At 68.1% G+C, this 17,199-nt stretch carries 19 protein-coding genes and 1 tRNA gene; 9 read left to right on the forward strand and 11 right to left on the reverse strand.

The features are described from left to right. Window positions 1-356: 356 nt before the first annotated feature. Window positions 357-710 (reverse strand): 4a-hydroxytetrahydrobiopterin dehydratase, encoded by a 354-nt coding sequence (locus tag V0Z78_RS05660; RefSeq protein ID WP_336343653.1) that lies wholly within the window; start codon window positions 708-710, stop codon window positions 357-359. Window positions 711-833: 123 nt separating this feature from the next. Then, entirely contained in the window at window positions 834-1,655 is an 822-nt protein-coding gene (locus V0Z78_RS05665; protein WP_336343654.1) for an alpha/beta fold hydrolase, read from the reverse strand. Window positions 1,656-1,910: 255 nt separating this feature from the next. Here V0Z78_RS05665 and V0Z78_RS05670 point away from each other — a divergent pair, with 255 nt between their 5' ends. Both V0Z78_RS05670 and V0Z78_RS05675 read left to right on the forward strand, forming a co-directional pair. Continuing rightward, a complete protein-coding gene (locus tag V0Z78_RS05670; protein ID WP_336343655.1) occupies window positions 1,911-2,276 on the forward strand; it encodes a hypothetical protein in 366 nt (121 codons plus the stop codon). Window positions 2,277-2,850: 574 nt separating this feature from the next. Further along, window positions 2,851-2,979, forward strand: a complete 129-nt coding sequence (locus V0Z78_RS05675) for a hypothetical protein (RefSeq protein ID WP_336343656.1) — start codon at window positions 2,851-2,853, stop codon at window positions 2,977-2,979. A gap of 1 nt (window position 2,980) precedes the next feature. Here V0Z78_RS05675 and V0Z78_RS05680 read toward each other — a convergent pair whose 3' ends face one another. Genes V0Z78_RS05680 through V0Z78_RS05690 form a run of 3 tightly spaced genes read right to left on the reverse strand, consistent with a single transcriptional unit; the run spans window position 2,981 to window position 4,561 of the window. Next, window positions 2,981-3,364 (reverse strand): hypothetical protein, encoded by a 384-nt coding sequence (locus V0Z78_RS05680; RefSeq protein WP_336343657.1) that lies wholly within the window; start codon window positions 3,362-3,364, stop codon window positions 2,981-2,983. Window positions 3,365-3,412: 48 nt separating this feature from the next. Then, complete coding sequence (locus tag V0Z78_RS05685; RefSeq protein ID WP_336343658.1) at window positions 3,413-4,402, reverse strand: YeiH family protein; 990 nt, start codon at window positions 4,400-4,402, stop codon at window positions 3,413-3,415. After that, complete coding sequence (locus tag V0Z78_RS05690; RefSeq protein WP_336343659.1) at window positions 4,403-4,561, reverse strand: hypothetical protein; 159 nt, start codon at window positions 4,559-4,561, stop codon at window positions 4,403-4,405. Between the two features lie 114 nt (window positions 4,562-4,675). Here V0Z78_RS05690 and V0Z78_RS05695 point away from each other — a divergent pair, with 114 nt between their 5' ends. From V0Z78_RS05695 to V0Z78_RS05710, 4 genes are read left to right on the forward strand one after another with little or no spacing between them, the layout of a single operon-like run. Beyond that, window positions 4,676-5,299 carry an adenylate kinase gene (locus tag V0Z78_RS05695; RefSeq protein ID WP_336343660.1) on the forward strand — a complete coding sequence of 208 codons (624 nt, stop codon included), beginning with the start codon at window positions 4,676-4,678 and terminating at the stop codon, window positions 5,297-5,299. A gap of 58 nt (window positions 5,300-5,357) precedes the next feature. Beyond that, window positions 5,358-6,269 carry a DUF106 domain-containing protein gene (locus V0Z78_RS05700; protein ID WP_336343661.1) on the forward strand — a complete coding sequence of 304 codons (912 nt, stop codon included), beginning with the start codon at window positions 5,358-5,360 and terminating at the stop codon, window positions 6,267-6,269. Window positions 6,270-6,305: 36 nt separating this feature from the next. Further along, window positions 6,306-6,884, forward strand: coding sequence for a (d)CMP kinase (gene cmk / locus V0Z78_RS05705; protein ID WP_336343662.1), 579 nt, complete (start codon window positions 6,306-6,308; stop codon window positions 6,882-6,884). Then, complete coding sequence (locus tag V0Z78_RS05710) at window positions 6,884-7,756, forward strand: RNA-guided pseudouridylation complex pseudouridine synthase subunit Cbf5 (protein WP_336343663.1); 873 nt, start codon at window positions 6,884-6,886, stop codon at window positions 7,754-7,756. The genes cmk and V0Z78_RS05710 overlap by 1 nt, the downstream gene beginning before the upstream one ends. Here the strand turns inward: V0Z78_RS05710 and V0Z78_RS05715 are convergent. Continuing rightward, a complete protein-coding gene (locus tag V0Z78_RS05715) occupies window positions 7,753-8,598 on the reverse strand; it encodes an alpha/beta fold hydrolase (RefSeq protein WP_336343664.1) in 846 nt (281 codons plus the stop codon). The two genes, V0Z78_RS05710 and V0Z78_RS05715, sit on opposite strands and share 4 nt — an antisense overlap. Window positions 8,599-8,694: 96 nt before the next feature. Between V0Z78_RS05715 and V0Z78_RS05720 the strand changes: the two genes are divergently transcribed. Further along, window positions 8,695-8,765 (forward strand) — tRNA-Pro (locus tag V0Z78_RS05720). 221 nt (window positions 8,766-8,986) lie between these two features. On the opposite strand, the gene V0Z78_RS05725 is transcribed toward V0Z78_RS05720, so the two are convergent. Together V0Z78_RS05725 and V0Z78_RS05730 are read right to left on the reverse strand one after the other, a co-directional pair. Continuing rightward, window positions 8,987-10,015 carry a PAS domain-containing sensor histidine kinase gene (locus tag V0Z78_RS05725; RefSeq protein ID WP_336343665.1) on the reverse strand — a complete coding sequence of 343 codons (1,029 nt, stop codon included), beginning with the start codon at window positions 10,013-10,015 and terminating at the stop codon, window positions 8,987-8,989. A gap of 6 nt (window positions 10,016-10,021) precedes the next feature. Beyond that, window positions 10,022-10,753: a hypothetical protein gene (locus V0Z78_RS05730; protein ID WP_336343666.1), complete on the reverse strand. Its 732-nt coding sequence runs from the start codon at window positions 10,751-10,753 to the stop codon at window positions 10,022-10,024. A gap of 199 nt (window positions 10,754-10,952) precedes the next feature. Between V0Z78_RS05730 and V0Z78_RS05735 the strand changes: the two genes are divergently transcribed. Then, the gene (locus V0Z78_RS05735; protein ID WP_336343667.1) at window positions 10,953-11,858 is read left to right on the forward strand and encodes a succinylglutamate desuccinylase/aspartoacylase family protein; all 906 of its coding nucleotides are present in this window, start codon (window positions 10,953-10,955) and stop codon (window positions 11,856-11,858) included. Window positions 11,859-11,860: 2 nt separating this feature from the next. Here V0Z78_RS05735 and gfo6 read toward each other — a convergent pair whose 3' ends face one another. After that, window positions 11,861-12,934 (reverse strand): D-xylose 1-dehydrogenase Gfo6, encoded by a 1,074-nt coding sequence (gene gfo6, locus V0Z78_RS05740; protein WP_336343668.1) that lies wholly within the window; start codon window positions 12,932-12,934, stop codon window positions 11,861-11,863. A gap of 100 nt (window positions 12,935-13,034) precedes the next feature. Continuing rightward, entirely contained in the window at window positions 13,035-15,068 is a 2,034-nt protein-coding gene (locus V0Z78_RS05745; RefSeq protein ID WP_336343669.1) for a cation:proton antiporter, read from the reverse strand. Between the two features lie 92 nt (window positions 15,069-15,160). Between V0Z78_RS05745 and V0Z78_RS05750 the strand changes: the two genes are divergently transcribed. After that, the gene (locus V0Z78_RS05750; protein WP_336343670.1) at window positions 15,161-15,322 is read left to right on the forward strand and encodes a hypothetical protein; all 162 of its coding nucleotides are present in this window, start codon (window positions 15,161-15,163) and stop codon (window positions 15,320-15,322) included. A 30-nt stretch (window positions 15,323-15,352) separates the two neighbouring features. Here the strand turns inward: V0Z78_RS05750 and ilvD are convergent, their stop codons facing one another. Continuing rightward, window positions 15,353-17,113, reverse strand: coding sequence for a dihydroxy-acid dehydratase (gene ilvD, locus V0Z78_RS05755; protein ID WP_336343671.1), 1,761 nt, complete (start codon window positions 17,111-17,113; stop codon window positions 15,353-15,355). Window positions 17,114-17,199: the final 86 nt, after the last annotated feature.

Genomic DNA, 17,199 nt, shown 5'->3' on the forward strand with positions numbered 1-17,199 from the left:
ACGTCGAAGGCCGGTCCGAAACGATCGGTCGTCGGACTCCGCGGTTCCTCGATCGGTCCGACAGGACGGCCTCCTTTCAGGTGACGGGCCAAGGCATTAGTGATCGAGCAGTCAACTACCGGTATGAACGTAGGACTCAAAAGCCTGCTCAAGCGAATCCTCACCCTCAAAGCGCTCCGGAAGCTCCTGAAGAGGTTCCGCAGGTAGCGACGACGGGTCGTTCGCCCGCTCGATCACCGTCCCGTCGGCCGTGCTGGCCGACGGTTTCGACCGCGATCTAGCCGCGCGTCCCGTCGCCGTCGAAGCGTCTCGCCGATCGATCGTGGAGCCGATCGATCACGAGTCCGTACCGTCGATCACTCCGGCGCGTACTCCTCGTGGATCCGGTCCATCCGGGCGGCCATCACGAAGTCGGTCTTGTGGAGACCGTCGATCTTGTGGGTCCACATCTCGACGCGCACCTCGCCCCATGAGAGGTGGAGGTCGGGATGGTGCCACTCCTCCTCGGCGAGCTCGCCGACCTCGTAGGTGAACTCGAGGGCATCGCGGAAGTCCTCGAACGCGTAGGTGCCCTCGAGGTGGTGATCGTCGACCACCTCCCAGACCTCGTCGTCGAGCTGGGCGAGGTACTCCGCGTACTCGCCCTCCGAGAGCGGCTCGTTATCCGAGGTACACGCCTCACACTCCTGGTCCGCGAGCTCCTGAGCCATGTCCGAGCGTACGCAACGGCGTCGCTTGTAGTTTCGGCCTGACCGCTCTCGCGCTACTCGTTCTCGATCCGCCGGACGCCGACTACCGGAACCCTCGGGCGGTGGACGGCCGCCTCGGCGACGTCACGCGGTCATATCCGTCGATTCGTCGTCCGACGCGCCGACGATCTCGGTGCTGAACCGCCGTATCGCGTCGGTGAACGTCTCCGGCCGGTGGAGGTTAGCGATGTGCCCGACGCCGTCGATGGAGGCGAGGTAGGAGTCGTTCGCGGCCGAGGCGTGATCCTCTGCCCCTCGCTGCATGACGAGGTCTCGCGACCCGTTGAGGACGAGCGTCGGCCCGGGATAGGTGGCCAGGGCAGCCCGGAAGTCCTTCCCTTCGAGATCCGGGCCCGCCTCGCCGAACTGCCGTGGGTAGATCCCGGCATCGATGATCTCCTCCTTGATCTCGGGGGAGAGGTCGCGCTCCCGGACCCACTTCTCCCCGGCGTTCCGGACGCGTTGCTCGACGCGATCGCTCCTGGTCGCGAGACGCGAGACGCCGCCGACGGCCCGCGTGACCAATTTCATCCGGCCGACGGGGTTGGCGCTGCTTCCCGTGACCACGAGCCCGTCGACCTTCTCGGGGTGGCGGCTCGCGTACTCGGTCGAGACGTAGCCGCCGAGCGAGAGGCCGACTAGGATCGCGTGGCCGCCGGCTAACGTGTCGATCACCTCGTCGAGCAGGTCCAGCGCCGGCTCCAGCCGGAACGTCTCGTCCGACCGCGCGCCGTGGCCCGGGAGATCAGGTGCGATCACCCGGAACTCCTCGGAGAGCGCGTCGCGCTGTGGCGCCCACATCTTTCCCGTGAACATCGCACCGTGGACGAACACGATCGGTTGGGCGTCCGCCGGCCCGGCGACGTCGACTCCCTCGATCTCCGTCTCTCGCTCTACTTGGTTCACAGTACGTCGACTCGATGCACGTCCTTAGTCACTGGGCCGGCAGTCTCACCCACCCTTACGTGTGGTCCCCCATTCCGCTCCGACGGCGGGGCTGGTCGACCGACGGGGGATCGAGGCCGAACACGTCGTCCTCGAACGCGAGAGAGGGCGTGCACCGCGGGGATCGCGACTCGAGTAGCCTCCCCCGCCTCACCCATCCGGATTCCGCATCGAGCCGGGTGAGCGTTTTTTACCGAGGTCGCCGTATCGTGGTGCATGCTAACTGCAAACATTCGCCGGAAGGTCGATCGAGTCGTCCTTCCCGAGGCGCTGATCGACGAGCGCATCGTCGACCCGGGAGAGCTGGTGTTCTGGGCGTACTCAGAGGCGGACGACGCGGCGGCGATCTCGAAGCACCGCGAGCCGTTTCTAGAGGACGAGTGGTTCCATTCGATCTCCTACTCGACGCTGGACGAGAACCGCTCGATAACCGTCCCCAGGGAGTTCTTCCCGAGATACGACGGGCCGGCGACCTCGGTACCGCTGTTCGAGCGGGGCGAGACGGTGGAGTTCGTGCTCGACGACGAGCTGGCCGAGCGGTCGGTCTGTCTGGTGCGACCGTTTCGCGGCTCCCGGGAGTGACCCCGACGTCTCCCCGTCGACGCCGACCGCCGTCGTTCGGCGAGGCCGACCGCCCGACGATCCTCACTTCGCGGGACGACGGTCGGATGTGTCGTCAGTCGAATCCTGTGATCGTGCCGGTGGCGAACGGGAGACGACGGTGTGTCCCGTTTCGACGTGGTGTTCGATCGCTCGCAGGTTCCGTTCGTGCTCGCTGACGTGACCGGTCCCCTCCGTCGACCAGCCACATTCAGTGCAGTAGTGCATGTCTCGTGCCACCTCTCGAACCGCGTTCCGCGTCCGACTTCCCGGTAGAGACGTTCTGCGAGTCCGTAATATGCGTTTCCATGTCGCCGCGGGCCGAACTGGACCGGCGTCCGCCCATCCGCGACGGCGGCTCCGCTCGAACCGTCCGTGGCGACGCCGTCTCGATAGCGGTTCCGCCGCGCCGGTCGATCGACTCCGGCCGTTCCTCGAGTTCACGGTTATGCGCGCGATAACGCACGACGACGCTTCGAGCGCGAACCGTGATCTACGGGGGGCCTCCCGCACGTAGGCGACGAGTAATAACGACCCTCCGTGGCGAACGACGCGTATGGCCACCGGACTCGACGCGGTCGACCGCATCACGGCGTACTACCGCAACGACGGGCTCGAACTCCGCTCGGGAGCGTCGGCCGAGGCGTGGCTGTTCGCCGCCCAACCGGTCGATATCGAGCAGTAGCCTACACCTCCGTCGCCCAGACCGCGTACCCCTCCCGCCGTCCGTACACTTCGCGGAAACAGCGTTCGATCAGCATCGCGATGCGTTCCTCGTCGGCGTACGCGCTGATCCTGACGTTCGTCCCCTCGGCGCTCTCGGGGCGGTTGAGCTCCTCGATCGTGAACGCCGGGAACGACTCGAGCAGCCCCTCCAGCCTGTCGAGCTCCTCGTCGGAACAGTCGAGGTTCACCGTTCCGTCGCCGAACTGGATCCAGGCGGGCTCCTCGTCCTCCGCCGTCTCGAGTTCGAACGTACAGAAGGGGCTGGCGCGCTCGCGATGGGCCGAGAGGGCGTCGGCGAACAGCGCCTCGCGTTCGTCGGGCGAGTCGGCGCGAAATCGGCTCACGTACGGGTCTACGGCGGCCCGGACAAAAGGCCGACGAAGCCGCCGGCGTCAGAGCACCGTCCGGACGGCCAGTAGCGTAGCCCCACTGATGAGACAGAACGCACACAGGACGATCGCCACCGGCGCCAGCCCGCTCTCGCGCATTCGCGTCGGGCGGATCTCGAGGCCGAGGCCGACGAACGCGAGCACGAACAGCCACTCGGAGACCCGGCCGATCGCGTCGATCGAGGCGGCGGTGAGCGCGCCGCTGTTCGCGATCAGCGCCACCAGCAGGAAACCGACGAGGAACTTCGGGAACTGGAGCCACAGGCGCTTCACGCCGGGATCGTTCGCCTTTCGCGTGGCGTACGCGAGCGAGTACGCCACGACGACGCCGCCCAGCAGCGTGTTGCGCGCGAGCTTCGTCACGGTCGCCCACTGACCCGCTTCCGGCGAGTGGGCGAACCCCGCGGCGGCGACGGGGCCGGTGCTGAACATGCTCAGGCCGGCCCAGACGCCGAACTCGCGCGGGCCCAGCCCGAGCAGCCCGCCGAGGGCGGGGTAGACCGCCAGCGTCATCGCGTCGAAGAGGACGATCGTCGCGGCCGCGTAGGTGAGCTGGTCGCCGCGCGCGTCGATCACCTGCCCGACCGCCGCGACCGCCGAGACGCCACAGATGCTCGTTCCCGCCGCGAGCAGCGATGCGGTCCGTTCGCGCAGGCCGAACGCGCCGCGAGCGATCGCCTCGACGAGCACGAGGCTGAACGCGACCGTGGCGACGACGAGCCCGAGCACCCGCGGACCGGCGCCGATCAGGTCGTCGATCGCGATCGACGCGCCGAGCAGCACGATCCCGGTCTCGAGGAAGAGGGAGTGGTTCCGGACGCCGGGGGCTGCCCACGCGGGCGTGCCGAGCGCGTTCCCGATGGCCACGCCCGCGAGGATCGCGAGCACGAGTGCGTTCCCGCCGACGGTCGCGGCGACGGCCTGGGCCGTCACGCCAATGCCGAGGAGGAGCCCGAGTCCCGGGAGCTGTCCTCGGAGGGTTCGATCGGCCATTCAGACGGCCTGAACGAGCAACTGCGTGGCGACGATCCCCAATCCCAGAAGCACCGCCTGCCAGCCCCGATCGAGCCGGCACCAGCGCTCCACGAGCCGGTCGCCGACCGCCTGGAGCGGGCCGAAGGGACCCGATTCGCTTCGCTGGCTCGGTGTCATCCGTTGGTAAGAGGATCGCCCGTCGCGGACTTCACCGTGTCGTTTCCGTTCGGAGGGTCGCAAGCCATGCTGGGTCCTGTATCTCTTTAACGCTGGACGGGATTGGCCCCTGATATGGGAGACCAACAGATACTGATCATCGGCGCCCCCGGTGCGGGCAAGGGAACCCAGAGCAAGCGACTGGCCGAGGAGTACGGCCTCGAGCACGTCACGACGGGCGACGCGCTCCGCGAGAACAAGGACGTGGAGACCGAACACGGCACGCCCCGCGAGTACATGGAGGCCGGCGAGCTCGTCCCCGACGAGCTGGTCAACGAGATCGTCAAGGAGGCGCTCGAGTCGGCGGACGGCTACGTCCTCGACGGCTACCCGCGAAACGAGTCGCAGGTCGAGTACCTCGAGGGCATCACCGAGCTCGACGTCGTGCTCCACCTCGAGGTCGGAGAGGAGACGCTGGTCGACCGGCTCACGGGCCGGCGCGTCGACCCGGAGACGGGCGACAACTACCACGTCGAGTTCGACATGCCCGACGACGAGGAGATCCGCGAACGGCTCGAACAGCGCGACGACGACACCGAGGAGACGGTGCGAGAGCGGCTTCGCGTCTTCGAGGAGAACACGAAGCCGGTGATCGAGAACTACGAGGACCACGAGGGCTACGTCCGGATCGACGGCGAGCAGAGTCCTGATGAAGTCTGGGACGACATCCGTGAGGCGGTCAACGAACGGACGGCGTAGGTCGGACGAAAGCCCAGACGAACAGGTTGATTAGCCCCGATTTCCTACGGACGGGATAATGGGACGAACCGCGGGGAAGGTGGAATCGCTCGTCGAGACGAACCCCGACATGGCCGACGCCGTCGCGGTCGTTCTTCGGGAGACCGACGGCGGCCAGCACGAGGTCGAGTGGGCGGACGTCCGCGACGACATCACGAGCGGCCAGTGGGGCCGCATGATCGAGAAGGGGCTGCTGGTCGACGGCACACACGGCTTCGAGCTTCGGGACCCAGACGAGGTCCGCTCGGTCGTAAACGAGTCCGGGGAGACCGTCTCGACGACCGAGAGCGCCACCAGCGACGCCGACGACGAGGACGCCTCCTGGACGAAGTGGGACAAGGTCGCCGCGGGCGGCGTCGCGCTGACCTTCCTCGGCTACGCGTGGGGGCCCGCGCGAAGCGCGATCGGCGGCGCGATGGACACGTTCATCGGTCCGCTCAACGCCGTACTGCCCTTCTACGCCGTGATCCTGGTGCTCGCGCTCTTCACGGGGCTCTACTCGACGCTGCTTCAGGCGAACCTGATGGATACCTCGAAGATGAGCGAGTACCAGGAGCAGATGAAGGCGATCCAGGAGAAACGCGAGCGCGCGAAGGAGCGCGGCGACGACGAGGCGATGGAGCGCATCCAGCAGGAGCAGATGGAGGCGATGGGCGATCAGCTCGACATGTTCAAGACCCAGTTCCGGCCGATGGTGTGGATCATGCTGCTCACCATCCCCGTCTTCCTCTGGATGTACTGGAAGCTGCTCGACGGCGATCCGTCGACGCTGGAGACGGCGGTCTTCCCCATCGTGGGCGAGATCGAGAGCTGGCGTTCGGGCGTGATCGGGCCGATGGAGGCGTGGATCGTCTGGTACTTCGTCTGCTCGATGGCGTTCACCCAGATCCTCCGCAAGTCGCTCAACGTCAGCACGTCGCCGACCGGCTGACGAAACCTCTTTCAACCTCTCGGCAAGAGATCGGATATGTTACTGACCGTTTCGGGCCCGGCAGGCAGCGGCAAGAGCACGACGGCCGCCGCGCTCGCCGACGCGCTCAGCTACGAGCACGTCAGCGGAGGCGACGTCTTTCGCGACCTCGCCGAGGAACGAGGCATGTCGCTCGGCGAGTTCAACGCGCTCGCCGAGGAGGACGACTCGATCGACCGCGACCTGGATCGGCGGCTTCGCGAGATCGGGGAGACGCGCGAGGAGGTCGTTCTCGAGTCACGGCTCTCGGGCTGGATGGCCGCCGAACACGCCGACCTGCGGATCTGGCTCGACGCCCCTCTCGACGTGCGCGCCGAACGGATCGCGGCGCGCGAGGACAAGCCGATCGACCAGGCCCGCGAGGAGACCGTCACCCGGGCCGAGAGTGAGGCACTTCGCTACCGGGAGTACTACGGCATCGACATCGACGACCTCTCGATCTACGACTTGACGTTGAACACCGCCCGGTGGGGCCCCGCGGAGACGACCGAACTCCTCGTCGCGGTCGCCGAGGCATACGATCCTCAGACCGACGAGGGAGCGTTCCCCGTCGACGGGGTCCGCTACGAGTTCTGATGGCGCTTCGCGGCCCGCCCGAGGAACGTTCGCTCGCGGAACTGCGGGAGTTCGGCGTCGTCAACCTCGACAAGCCGGCCGGCCCCTCGGCCCACCAGGTCGCCGGCTGGATTCGCGACGCGCTCGGCGTCGAAAAGGCCGCCCACGCGGGTACCCTCGACCCGAAGGTGACCGGCTGTCTGCCCGCGTTGACCGGCACGGCTACCCGGCTCGCACAGGTCTTCCTCGAGGGAGAGAAGGAGTACGTCGCGGTGCTCGAACTCCACGGGCCGGCGCCGACTGACGTCGAGAACGTCGTCGCGGAGTTCGAGGGCGAGATCTACCAGAAGCCGCCCAGAAAGAGCGCCGTCTCGCGTCGACTTCGAACCCGCAGGATCCACGCGCTCGACCTCCTCGAGGTCCGGGACCGTCAGGCGCTGCTGCGCATTCGATGCGAGAGCGGTACCTACGTCCGGAAGCTCTGTCACGACGTCGGCCTCGCGCTCGGCACGGGCGCGCACATGGGCCACCTGCGGCGGACGGCGACCGACCCCTTCGACGACACCGACCTGCGCTCGATGCACGACCTCGTCGACGCGATCGAGTTCGCCGAGGGGGGTGATGAGGAGCCGTTTCGAGAGACGCTTCGACCCGCCGAGGACGCGCTCGTCCACCTCCCGCGGGTGACGATCGCGCCGAGCGCGGCCCGCGAGGTGGCCAACGGCGCACAGGTGTACGCGCCGGGCGTGATCGACTCGGAGGGCGATCCCGACGAGGAACCGTTGGTCGCCTGCTACACCCCCGACGGCGCGGCGGTCTGTCTGGGCCGGCTGGTCGGCGATCCCGACGCCGACGCCGGACGGGCGGTCGCACTCGAGCGCGTGCTGGTCTAGGCGAAGAACTCGAGCAGTCGATCGTTCACCGCGGCGGGACGCTCGCGGGGGACCAGGTGACCGCAGTTCTCGAGGAGCAGCGATTCGCCGTCCGCGATCCGAGCGGCGCGTTCGGACCACTCGGCCGGGAACACCTCGTCCTCGGTGCCGTGAACGAACAGGGTCGGCATCTCGAGCCCCTCCAGCCGGTCGGTGTAGTCCGTTCGGAAGCCCCTCACACCGACCTCGTTTCGTCGCCAGCTCCGGTAGCCGCGCCCGGCGTTCGGGAGCCGCGCGAGCTCCTGGACCTGCTCGACGAGTTCGTCGTCGATGCTCGCGGAGTCGGCCGCGAGCGCCGCGAGCCCGGCTCTCGTCACCGCACGACTGCGCGCGAGCAGTGCGACCGAGAGCCGGTTGGTGGCTCCCTGACGCGAGATGAGGTAGGTGAGCTTCCCGTTCGGGAGGTCCCGGCCGAGGCCGTGGCTCGCGACGGTCGCGAGCCGTGACACCCGATCGGGTGATCGGAGCGCGAGGCCGATCCCGATCCCCCCGCCCATCGAGACGCCCGCCACGCGCGCCCGGTCGAGATCGACCGCGTCCATGAACCCCTCGACCATCGTGACGTGGCGTTCGGTGGTGTAGGGGACGTCGGGCGCGTCGCTGTAGCCGTAGCCGAGCAGGTCGGGGACGAACACCCGGTGGCGTTCGGCGAGCGGTTCGATCGCCTCCCCCCAGATGACGTGGGCGGCGTCGATCTGCCCGCCGTGGAGCAGGAGCACCGGCGATCCGCTCTCGCCCGCGCGCAGATATCGAAGTTCGTGCCCGTCGACCTCGATCCGTCGTCGCTCGGTCGGGTCGGTCATGTCTCCGACTAGCTGGCCCGACGGTTAGTTCGTTTCCCCGGCGTGCGAGACGGGAAGCGAAGCGCTTAATTAAGCGACTCCCCTCGTCCAGAACACGGGACCGTGGGGTAGTGGTATCCTCTGCCGATGGGGTCGGTAGGACCTGAGTTCGACTCTCAGCGGTCCCACTGATCGCGCGGCGCACTTTCGTTCCGCGCCGATCCGTTACGAACGACGAGCGTCGCCTCGACGCGGAGCGGCCGATGTCGGCCGAGCGAAGCGAGGCCGAAGCTCGTCGTGAGCGGAGCGAAACGACGGTGTTCGACTCTCGGCGGTCCCACCCCTTCGGGGCGACGCGAACGGAGGAGCACCCGCCGCGTTGATCGCCCCCTCGGCGGCCGACCGTCGTCTACCGGTCGGTCTTCGAGGGCTTGTTCAGTCTGATCCGGAACTCCGCCCCCTCCGAGCGGTCGGTATCGACGTCGATGTCGCCGTTGTAGCTCTTCACCACGGTGTCGGCGAAGAAGAGACTGATGCCGCTCCCGTGGTGGAGTTGGTCCAGTTCCTCGCGGCCGAAGATCAGGTCCGCCGTTCCCTCCGGCACGCCGGGGCCGTTGTCGGTCACGCGCACGACGACGTCCTCCTCGCGTTCCTCGACGTCGACGTCGACGATCGGCGAGTCCGCGTCGTTGTGGATCACGGCGTTCTCGAGGACGGCGCTGAAGACGGTTCTGAGCAGGTGGTCCGCCACGACGTGGATCTCGGGGAACGTCTCGAAGCGAAAGTGGGCGTCCTCGAACCGGTTGATCGCCTCGATGAGCGCCTCGTGTAACACCTGGTCGAGCCGGACGGGTCGGTTGTCGAGCTCGTGGGCCTGCTCGAGGAGCGCCCCCAGGTTCCGGGCTCGCTCGCTTCTGTTGATCACGCGGGACAGGGCCACCTCCACCTGCTCGAGAGCGTCGGAGACGTCCTCGTCGTCAGCCTGCGACTGTGCGTTCTGGAGGTGGCCGTACGCCACGTTCAGGTCGTTTCGCAGGTCGTGTCGTAGCAGGCGATTCAGGACGTCCATCGCGTTCTCGTAGCGACGCTGTCTGGTCGTGTCGATGAACACCGCCACGTAGCCCTTCGTCTCCCCGTCCAGCACCACGGGGGCGACGGAGCCCTGGCCGAACACGGTGTCTCCCCCCTTCGTCCGGAGCTCGAAGTCCCCGCTCCACGGCTCGTCGTCGAGGATGGTCTCGACGATCTCGGCGTAGATCTCCTCGTCCTCCGAAATGAGGGTCGCCGACTGTCCGACGAACTCCTCGTACTCGTAGCCCGTGAACGCCAGGCCCGCCTCGTTTACGTCCCGAATCACGAGCCCGGTGTCGGTGATGAGCGCCGGGGTGTCGATGCTCCGGAAGGCGCTCTCGTACACCCGGACGTCGAAGCCGGTCATGGTCGTTCACTCATTCGATCGAAGCCCGAAGACCTCCCGGTAGTACTCCGCGACGAGTTCGATCGCCTCGCGGAGGTCGTTCGACTCGTTCCGGTGGCTCCAGCCGTCGTGAATCCTCACGCCGTCGACGAACCGGGCACCCGTCCGCTCGACGACCTCGTTCGGCGGGTCCTCGACCATCGCCCGTAGTTTGTACTCGTGTGCCTCGAGCGCGAGCTCCTCCCAGTACTCGTCGAGCTGTCCGTGGAGCAGCCAGAACTCCGTCTGTCTCTCGGCGTAGCGCTCGTCGATCCCCGTTCGCTCGCAGGCCTCCCGGAGGTAGGTCTTGACGAGTCCCCACCGGACGTCGGCCGCGGGGTTCGACCCGTACGACGCGCTCGGGTCGCTCACCAGCACGTCGCCGAGATCGGACCTGGCCTCGCGCCGCAACAGCTCCCAGTTCTCGATCTCGTCCTGGACGAACAACGCCCGCATGAACGACTCGCCGGCCCGGCGCGCTCGACGCCGATCGACGTGGGGGAACTCCACCTCGTAGGTGGTCGCCATCCGGTCGAGCGCCCTCGCCCCGGCGGCCGCCGCCTCCTGGGGCTTTCCGAGTAGGAGACACCCTTCCCGCTCGTCCTGTAGGTAGTACGCCTCGAGCAGCGTACGGGCGGTGGCCGTCGGCCCCAGGTCGGACCGGTCCGCGTCGAGCGTGTCCGCTTCGGACGACGAACCGGTTTCGCGAAGCGTTCTCATGAATTGGACATTCAAATTTTATTCGATACTTGTCGCAAAAAGTGCATCGGCCGAACGCGAGCACGAGCACCGTTCGACTCGGTACCCCGGACGTCCCCGGCCGCGAGGCGGGTCTCGAGCCCCGGTCGAGGTGCACGCGGAAGTTCCCCCGTCGAGTGGCCACGAGTCGTTTATAGCTCGAGCGGGCATAGACCGCTCCATGACCCTCCCCTTCGTCTCCCGACGGCGCCTGCTGACGAGCATCGGGTCCGGAACGCTCGGTGCGCTCGCCGGCTGCATCGACGATAGCGGCGCCTCCGGCGGGACGGACGGCTCGAACGACACCGACGACGCGAACGACTCGACGAACGAGTCGTCCGGACTCGATCGGGAGACGTACGCGATCATGGAGGGGACCGAGTACGAGACGGACGTTCACGTGCTCGATGCGGGCGCCGGTCCGACGGGGATGGTGCTGGGCGGGGTCCACGGGAACGAGGTCGGCGGGATCGAGGCGGCGCGCCTCGTCCCCGACTACGGACTCTCCGCGGGACGGCTGGTCGTGATCCCCGAGGCGAACGCGCCGGCGGTCGAGACGCGCGAGCGCGAGGGCCCCGACGGCAACCTGAACCGCCAGTTCCCGGTCGGCGAGGAGCCGACCACCGAGATCGCCCGGGCGCTCTGGGACGAACTCGAGCGCCACGACCCCGACTGTCTGATCGACATGCACACCTCCCGGGGGGTCTATCGGCTCCACTCCGGATCGGTCGGCCAGGCGATCTTTCCCGCACGAACCGACGGCTCGGTCGAGGACGCCGAGGTCGCCGCCGAGTACGCGAACGGCTATCTGAAGGAGCGACTCGACGGCGACCTGGAGGGCTACGAGTTCGTCGTTATCGATCTCGAGGGCCAGGACGACATCGCCCAGAGCGACGAGGCCGACACGATGCTCGTTCACAAGGCCGGCGCCGACCTCGAAACGGTGGGCTGGATCACCGAGGTGACCTACCGCGGGCTCGACGTCGACGAGCAGCGTTTCCTCCACGATCGGCTGGCGGTCCGTCTGCTCGCGGAGAACGGGCTCGACGTCGAGAGCCCGCTCGACGACGGGCCCAACCCGCTGTAGCGCTATAGCTCGATCCGCTCGCCGCGCTCGGCAGCCTCGTAGACCGCCTCGATCGCGCGGACGTCGCCGACACCGTGTTCGCCGCTCGGATCGGGCTCCGTCTCGGTCAACAGGCAGTGGGCGAAGTAGTCGAACTCCTCTCGCATCTGGTTTCGTTGATCGAAGGTGACGTGCGAGCGCGTTCCCTCGCGTTCGACGACGAGTTCCCGCGGTCGCCCGGGGAAGAAGATCCGATCGAGCAGGAGCTGCCCGTCGGTGCCGACGACGCGGAGGTGGCTCTCCTCGCACGCGCTGTGGCTCACCGATCCGGTGAGGAGGACGCCGTCCTCGAACTCGAACTCGAAGCTGGCGTGCTCGTCGACGCCCTCGAACTCCGGCTGGTCGCTCCGCGTGCGGCCGTACGCGGAGACGGGCTCGGCGTCGAGCAGGAACCGCGTCGTGTTGAGGGGATAGATCCCGATGTCGAGCATCGTCGTCCCGCCCGAGAGCTCGGGATCGAGGCGCCAGTGATCGGGGTCGTCGACGAAGCTCAGCATCTCGTCGGACATCCCGCCGTGGACGCTCACGGGCTCGCCGATCACCCCATCGCGGAGGAGTTCGCGCGCCCGCCGCGCGGCGGGGTCGGTCTGGACGCGGTAGGCGATCATCAGCGCGACGTCCTCCTCCTCACAGACCGCCGTCAGTCCGCGGGCGCGCTCGGTCGAGACCTCCATCGGCTTCTCACAGAGGACGTCCTTCCCCAGTTCGGCGGCCACACGGACGTGATCGAGGTGCATCGCGTTGGGCGTACAGACGTATACCGCGTCGTAGGCGTCTGCCGCCTCGCCCGCCACGAACTCCTCGTAGTCGATCGCGCGCTCGACGTCGGTCGCCTCCACCTCGCTCGGATCCGAGACGGAGCCGCTGACGGCGACGGTCGTCTCGCAGAAGTCGCTCCCCACGACCGCGGGGATCGCCTCCTCGGTGGTCCACCAGCCCATCCCGACCATCGCGAAGCGAACCCGCTCGCTCCCGTCGGCGTCGATCTCCTGCCAGTCGCGCTCGGTGAACCCCTCGAGAAACGCGTCGATGGACATCGATCCGGCGTTCGGCGGCCGCCCGCTTATATCTTCGTCGGCCGCGCCGAAACCCGTCGACGCGTTTCGAGGACGAGTCCATCGGGGTGGAGCCGACCGTCTACCGCAGCCGGAGGAACCGTCGATCGTCGTCGCGCTTCGCCCGTGCGGGGTAGACGACGATGAAGCTCCCCTCGAACAGCGTCGAGACGCTCTTGGGCAGCGTCTGGAGCTGCGGGTGCCACCCCAGGCTGCCGCGACGAGCGCTCATGCAGACCACGAGATCGCTCGGAGAGAGCTCGTCGCGAAGCAGCGCGAGCAGCGCCTTCCAGTCGGCGACGCGCTCGAACGTCGCCGAGACCTCGGGCTCGATCCGGTCGAACAACGGCTCGTAACGCTCGGGGTCGTCCTCGACGACGACGGCCCGCACCCGCGCGCCGGTGTGGCCGGCGACGACGCTCACGGCGTGGAGTGCCTCCGCGATGCCGGCGTTGGCGTCGATCCCGGGCGGGAGCAGGAGGACGATCCGGCGGGCGGTGTTGAGCGGATCGCGGACGCGCGAGACCAACACCAGCCGGTCGGTCCGCCGGAGTACCTGGTCGATCGTGTCGCCGAAGACGCGTTGGCGTCGCGAGCGCGCGCCGTCCCACCCGATCACCAGCGTCGTGATCCGGTTCTCGACGCTCGCGTTGACGATCCCCGAGGCGACGTTGTGGTTGATCCGCGTCTGCGTGTTCACCGGCACCTCCGCACCGGCGGCGTGCTCCGCCGACCGTTCGAGCGCTCGTTCCGCCCGCGCAACCCCGGCCTCCGCGTGCTCGCCGGGTCGGACGACGGTGAGCGCGCGGAGCGGCTCGACGGATCGTGGATCGCGGATCGCCAGCGCGAGGTCGACCAGCTTCTCGCGGTGCTCCGAGTCCGTCGAGAGCGGAATCAGGATCCGTTGGGGTGCGGCGTCGGGATCGTAGCCTCCGCGGTCGGTCGAGCGGGCGATCCCTCGCCCGGCGCGTTCGACGACGGCGGGGCTGACGAGGCTCGCGACGAGGATCATCAGCACGACGGCGTTGATCATCTCCTGATCGAAGCCGTCGATCCCGAGTTCGAACCCGATGAGGACGATCGCGAGCGCGGCGGCGGCCTGCCCGAGCGAGAGGCCGAACATCGAGAGCACCTGGTCGGTGCTGTAGCCGTAGAGCGCGCCGGTCAGCCAGGCGGCCGCGAGCTTCGTCGCCAGCACCGAGACGACGAGCACCGCCGTGATCACCAGCGTCCTCGGCCCGTCCGCGAGCGCACCCAGATCGACGAGCATCCCCACCGAGAGCAGGAAGAAGGGGATGAACAGCGCGTTGCCGACGAACTCGATGCGGTTCATCAACGGCCCGCTCTCGGGGATCAGCCGGTTCAACACGAGCCCCGCCAGGAAGGCGCCGACGATCGGCTCGACGCCCGCGACCTCCGCGAGGTACGCACAGACGAACAGCACCGCCATCACGAACAGGAACTCGAAGTAGCTCTCCTCGTCCAGCGTCCGGAAGAACCACTCGCCGAGACGGGGGACGATCACCCAGACGCCCGCGAAGAAGAGCGTCAGGCCGACGACGAGGCGAACCCAGAACGCGGCGTCGAGCGCGCCCTGTGCCGAGGCGGCGACTACCGCGAGCACCAGCAGCGCGAGCGTGTCCGTCAGGATGGTGCCCCCGATCGAGACCGTCACCGCCTCGTCGCCCACGATCCCCAACCTGTTGGCAACCGGGTAGGCCAACAGCGTATGCGAGGCGAAGATCGACGCGAACAGCGCGGCGGACGGCACCGAGAGATCGAGCACCCAGACGCCGGCTACCATTCCCACGGCCTGCGGCACGACGAACGAGAGCAGCCCGAAGACGGCGCTCCGGTCGGCCTTCGCGAAGAACTGATCGAGGTTGATCTCGAGGCCGGCGACGAACATTAGGTAGATCAGCCCGACCTGTCCGAGCAGCACGATCGTCTCGTCGCGCTCGAGAACGCCGAGCGCGTTGGGCCCGATCGCCGCGCCGACGAGGATGACCCCCACGATCCCGGGGAGCTCGTATCGCTGGAGGACGAGCGGCGCGACGAGGAAGACGATCATCGCGAGCCCGAAGATCAACACGGGATCGTGGACGGGCAGGGTCATTGACGGTCTCGACGAGCCGGCGAAGCGACATAAACGCCGCCGGTTTCGACGCCCGGCGACGGGTTGATGCCGGCGGCGTCCTACGCGTCGGCATGGAAAAACGGTCGATCGCGATCAGCCTGTTCCTGCTCGGTCTCGGCTTCGTCGGCGTCGTCCACACCATCGCCGACGTCGCGTTCGGCACCGGTCTCTCGGGGATCGGAATAGTTCTCGCCGGGGTCGCGCTGATCGGGATCGTCCTGGTCAATCGGTGAGGCGGGTTCGGCCCCGCCGCCACCGGCTTCTCACTGCTCGTTCGCCTCGCGCTTCACGCCGGGGTTGGTCACCGCGCCGTTGGCGGCCGAACCGAACGTGGCGCCGTACTTCGCGAGGACGCCGTTCTCGTACGCCGGCGACGGCGTCTCCCAGCGATCGCGCCGGGAATCGAGTTCCTCCTCGCTCAGGTCGACCGACAGGGTACGATCGGAGATGTCCACGGTGACGGTATCGCCCTCCTCGAGCAGCGCGATCGGACCGCCCGCCGCGGCCTCGGGCGCGACGTGGCCGATCATCGGACCCCGCGTGGCCCCTGAGAACCGCCCGTCGGTCAGCAGCGCCACGTCGTCCTCGTGGCCCTGGCCGACCACGGCGGCGGTGACGCCGAGCATCTCGCGCATGCCGGGCCCGCCGCGGGGCCCCTCGTTTCTGATGACGATCACGTCGCCCGACTCGATGTAGCCCTCCTGGACGTACTTCATCGCCGCCTCCTCGCCCTCGAAGACGCGGGCGGGCCCCTCGTGGTGGAACTTGTCGTCGCCGGTGACCTTCAGGACCGCGCCGTCGGGCGCGAGGTTCCCGGTGAGGATCTTGATCGCGCCCTCCTCCTGGTAGGGCTCCTGGGTGGTGTAGATGAAGTCGGCGTCGACCGCCTCGTCGTCCGGGATCGCGCCCTCCTCCTCCAGGTGCGAGAGCTCCTCGGCAATCGTCCGTCCGGTGACGGTCATCGCGTCGCCGTGGACGTGGCCGGCCTCGAGCAGCCGTCGGATTACGACGGGGACGCCGCCCTGGTCGTTGAGGTCCTTCATCACCCGCGTGCCGCCGGGCTGGAGGTTCGCGATCTTCGGCGTTCTCCTCGAAATTTCGTCGAACTCCTCGATCCCGAGGTCGACCCCCGCCTCGGCGGCCATCGCGAGCAGGTGGAGCACGGCGTTGGTCGAGCCGCCCATCGCCACCTGGACCGCGATGGCGTTCTCGAAGCTCTCCTTCGAGAGGATCTCCGAGGGGGTACGGTCGTTCTCGACGCAGTCGAGGGCGATCTCGCCGGCCTCGCGGGCGACCTCGTGGCGCTCGTCGCTCTCGGCGGGCGGACCGGCGCTTCCCAGCGGCGCGAGCCCGATCGCCTCGCTGATCGAGGCCATCGTGTTCGCGGTGAACATCCCGCCGCAGGAGCCTGCGCCGGGGCAGGCCTCGCGCTCGAGTTCGTCGAGTTCGTCCTCGCTCATCTCGCCGCTCGAGACCGCCCCGACGCCCTCGAAGACGTTCTGGATCGTCACTTCCCTCCCTTGGTGCTCGCCGGGCATGATCGAGCCGCCGTAGAGGAACACCGACGGGAGGTCCGTTCGGATCGCGGCCATCATCATCCCGGGGAGGTTCTTATCACAGCCCGCGACCGTCACGAGGGCGTCCATCCGCTCGCCGAAGGCGACGAGTTCGACGCTGTCGGCGATCACCTCCCGCGAGATCAGGCTGGCCTTCATCCCCTCGGTCCCCATCGAGATCGCGTCGCTGATGGTGATCGTGCCGAACTCGATCGGCATCCCCTCGGCGTCGTCGATTCCCTCGATCGCGCTGTCCGCGACCTCGCCCAGGTGGACGTTACACGGCGTGACGTCCGCCGCCGGGTTGGCGACGCCGACCATCGGCGAGGCGAGGTCCTCGTCGTCGTAGCCCATCGCGCGGAACATCGCGCGGTGGGGTGCGCGCTCGGTCCCCTCCGTCACCTCGCGACTCGGCAGCTCCTCCGGTTTCTCGCGCTCCCGGCGTTCCTGCTGTGGCGTGTTACTCATACTCGATCGGCCGGTTCGGAGGAATTAATACCTGCCGATAGCCCGACTCCGAGGCTCCCGGTTCCGGCGTCTCCGAACCCGGCCAC

This window comes from Halalkalicoccus sp. CG83 (assembly GCF_037081715.1).
GTDB lineage: Archaea > Halobacteriota > Halobacteria > Halobacteriales > Halalkalicoccaceae > Halalkalicoccus > Halalkalicoccus ordinarius.

Coding starts and splice junctions, on each gene's coding strand:
- V0Z78_RS05670 (WP_336343655.1), top strand. CDS start 1,911: ATGCTAACTGCAAACATTCGCCGGAAGGTCGATCGAGTCGTCCTTCCC.
- V0Z78_RS05700 (WP_336343661.1), top strand. CDS start 5,358: ATGGGACGAACCGCGGGGAAGGTGGAATCGCTCGTCGAGACGAACCCC.
- V0Z78_RS05715 (WP_336343664.1), bottom strand. CDS start 8,598: ATGACCGACCCGACCGAGCGACGACGGATCGAGGTCGACGGGCACGAA.
- V0Z78_RS05685 (WP_336343658.1), bottom strand. CDS start 4,402: ATGGCCGATCGAACCCTCCGAGGACAGCTCCCGGGACTCGGGCTCCTC.
- V0Z78_RS05690 (WP_336343659.1), bottom strand. CDS start 4,561: ATGACACCGAGCCAGCGAAGCGAATCGGGTCCCTTCGGCCCGCTCCAG.
- V0Z78_RS05750 (WP_336343670.1), top strand. CDS start 15,161: ATGGAAAAACGGTCGATCGCGATCAGCCTGTTCCTGCTCGGTCTCGGC.
- cmk (WP_336343662.1), top strand. CDS start 6,306: ATGTTACTGACCGTTTCGGGCCCGGCAGGCAGCGGCAAGAGCACGACG.
- V0Z78_RS05745 (WP_336343669.1), bottom strand. CDS start 15,068: ATGACCCTGCCCGTCCACGATCCCGTGTTGATCTTCGGGCTCGCGATG.
- V0Z78_RS05675 (WP_336343656.1), top strand. CDS start 2,851: ATGGCCACCGGACTCGACGCGGTCGACCGCATCACGGCGTACTACCGC.
- V0Z78_RS05710 (WP_336343663.1), top strand. CDS start 6,884: ATGGCGCTTCGCGGCCCGCCCGAGGAACGTTCGCTCGCGGAACTGCGG.
- V0Z78_RS05725 (WP_336343665.1), bottom strand. CDS start 10,015: ATGACCGGCTTCGACGTCCGGGTGTACGAGAGCGCCTTCCGGAGCATC.
- V0Z78_RS05730 (WP_336343666.1), bottom strand. CDS start 10,753: ATGAGAACGCTTCGCGAAACCGGTTCGTCGTCCGAAGCGGACACGCTC.
- ilvD (WP_336343671.1), bottom strand. CDS start 17,113: ATGAGTAACACGCCACAGCAGGAACGCCGGGAGCGCGAGAAACCGGAG.
- V0Z78_RS05735 (WP_336343667.1), top strand. CDS start 10,953: ATGACCCTCCCCTTCGTCTCCCGACGGCGCCTGCTGACGAGCATCGGG.
- gfo6 (WP_336343668.1), bottom strand. CDS start 12,934: ATGTCCATCGACGCGTTTCTCGAGGGGTTCACCGAGCGCGACTGGCAG.
- V0Z78_RS05660 (WP_336343653.1), bottom strand. CDS start 710: ATGGCTCAGGAGCTCGCGGACCAGGAGTGTGAGGCGTGTACCTCGGAT.
- V0Z78_RS05695 (WP_336343660.1), top strand. CDS start 4,676: ATGGGAGACCAACAGATACTGATCATCGGCGCCCCCGGTGCGGGCAAG.